Annotated in this window: 2 protein-coding genes and 1 pseudogene; all 3 read right to left on the bottom strand. The window is 61.0% G+C overall.

Annotation, left to right across the window (positions count from 1 at the left end; genetic code table 11):
* Nucleotides 1-228 (bottom strand): hypothetical protein (locus AC1D0Z_RS19415; protein WP_477659820.1); only part of this gene is annotated, 228 nt, incomplete at its 3' end.
* Nucleotides 229-236: 8 nt separating this feature from the next.
* Nucleotides 237-1,502 (bottom strand): 2-oxoglutarate dehydrogenase complex dihydrolipoyllysine-residue succinyltransferase, encoded by a 1,266-nt coding sequence (gene odhB, locus AC1D0Z_RS19420; RefSeq protein ID WP_477659821.1) that lies wholly within the window; start codon nt 1,500-1,502, stop codon nt 237-239.
* Between the two features lie 58 nt (nt 1,503-1,560).
* Nucleotides 1,561-2,556, bottom strand: a pseudogene (gene sucA / locus AC1D0Z_RS19425) (2-oxoglutarate dehydrogenase E1 component); the annotation flags it as partial.

The raw sequence follows: 2,556 nt of genomic DNA on the forward strand, positions 1-2,556 counted from the left end.
GGTCCGCACATCGGCAATGGTCCATCGCGCCAGGTCCGTCTGGTATTTTTCAACCAGCTTCCCCGGGTCAGCGTCCGGCGCGTTTGCCAGTACCAGCCGGGCCCCCGCCTGCGAAACRCTAACCCATTGCAGTCCGTAGTAACCGCTCCAGTTGTCGCCAACCGGCGCCGCAGCCGCAGCCAGGCCCACGCTCAACGTGCAGGCCAAGCAGGCAGCGAGGCGGCGCATCAACAGCCTTAGATGTCGAACAGCAGACGTGCAGGATCCTCCAGCGCTTCCTTCATCGCCACCAGGCCCAGCACGGCTTCACGACCGTCGACGATGCGGTGGTCATAGCTCATGGCCAGGTAGTTCATCGGGCGCACCACGATCTGGCCGTTTTCCACCACGGCGCGGTCCTTGGTCGCATGCACGCCCAGAATCGCTGACTGCGGCGGGTTGATGATCGGGGTGGACAGCATGGAGCCGAACACGCCACCATTGGAGATCGAGAAAGTACCGCCCGACATTTCCTCAATGCCCAGCTTGCCGTCGCGCGCCTTGGCGCCGTATTCGGCAATTTTCTTTTCGATGTCTGCAAAGCTCATCTGGTCGGCATTGCGCAGGATGGGAACCACCAGGCCGCGGGGTGAGCCCACCGCGATGCCGATGTCGAAGTAACCGTGATACACGATGTCATTGCCGTCAACCGACGCGTTGAGCACGGGATACTTCTTCAGCGCATGCACAGCGGCCTTCACAAAGAAGCTCATGAAGCCGATCTTTACGCCATGTTCTTTTTCAAACTTTTCCTGGAAGCGCTTGCGCATTTCCATGACAGGCGCCATGTTCACTTCGTTGAACGTGGTCAGGATGGCGTTGGTGGACTGGGACTGCAACAGGCGCTCGGCGATACGCGCGCGCAGGCGGCTCATGGGGACGCGCTGCTCAGGGCGGTCACCCAGATCGGAAGGTTTAGCCGAAGCAGCAACCTGCGGCAAGGCCGCGGTCGGCACGCCCGTTGGGATGGCGGCAGCGGCCGGCTTGGCACCGCTAGCGGCAGCACCGAGGACGTCACCCTTGGTGACGCGGCCATCTTTGCCGGTTCCAGGCACCGAGCCGGCAGCAAGGTTGTTGTCAGCCATCAGCTTGGCTGCAGCGGGCATGGGAACGCCAGCCATGGAACCACCGGCTGCGGGAGCAGGCGCGGACGCCACAGCAGCGGCAGGTGCTGCAGCGGCCGCCGCCGGGGCGGCTGCAGGAGCAGCGGCACCCGCTTTGCCTTCGGTATCGATCCGGGCAATCACCTGATCCGACACCACCGTGCCGCCGTCGGCGACGACCAGCTCGGTCAGCACACCCGCGGAAGGTGCCGGCACTTCCAGCACCACCTTGTCGGTTTCGATCTCAATCAGGATTTCATCCACGGCGATTGCATCACCGACTTTTTTCTTCCACTGCAGCATGGTGGCCTCAGCCACGGACTCGGACAGCTGGGGGACTTTGACTTCTACGATAGCCATGTTGATTCTTTCGGGTTCGTTCTTGTGTTCGTGTCTTGGTTCGGGAATTCGTGCGGCCTTACTTGGTCAGCACAAAACCCTTGAGCTTGGCAAACGCGCCGTCCACCAGCGCCTTTTGCTGCTCCTGGTGCAAGTGCGAATAGCCCACGGCCGGTGATGCTGAAGCAGCGCGGCCGGAATAGCCCAGTTTTTGACCTTCGAACATGTTCTCGTGGATGTAGTGCTGCACAAAGAACCAGGCGCCCTGGTTTTGTGGCTCGTCCTGGCACCACACGATGTCGGTGGCGTTCGGGTACTTTTTCAGCTCGGCTGCAAAAGCCTTGTGGGGGAACGGATAAAGCTGCTCAACACGGAGGATGGCCGTATCGTCAATGCCCTTTTCTTCACGCTTCTTGGCCAGGTCGTAATACACCTTGCCCGAACACGCGATGATGCGCTTGACCTTGTCGGCCTTTTTATTGATGTCATCCTTGGTCTCGGGGATGATGGTCTGGAACCCACCCTTGGTGAACTCGGATAGCGGCGAAGTGGCGTCCTTGTTGCGCAACAGCGACTTGGGCGTCATGATGACCAGCGGCTTGCGCAGGTTGCGCACCATCTGGCGGCGCAGCACGTGGAAAATCTGGCTGGCCGTGGTGGGTTGCACCACCTGCATGTTGGTGTCCGCCGACAACTGCATGAAGCGCTCAAGGCGTGCCGAGCTGTGCTCAGGGCCCTGGCCTTCATAGCCGTGCGGCAGCATCAGCGTGATGCCGTTGACGCGGCCCCACTTGACTTCACCCGAGGCGATGAACTGGTCGATCACGACCTGCGCACCGTTGGCGAAATCACCGAACTGGGCTTCCCAGATCACGAGCGTGTTGGGATCATTCGATGCATAGCCGTATTCAAACGCCAGCACGGCTTCTTCCGACAGGATGGAGTCGATGACGACGAACGGCGCCTGGTTGTCGGCCACGTTTTGCAGCGGCACATAGGTACCGGTGTCGAACTTCTCGCGGTTCTGGTCGTGAATGACCGCATGGCGGTGCGTAAACGTGCCGCGGCCGCAATC

It is taken from the genome of Polaromonas sp. P1_E3 (genome assembly GCF_056405935.1).

Excerpts from the sequence above, each read along its gene's own strand:
- odhB (WP_477659821.1), bottom strand. The coding sequence starts at position 1,502 with ATGGCTATCGTAGAAGTCAAAGTCCCCCAGCTGTCCGAGTCCGTGGCT.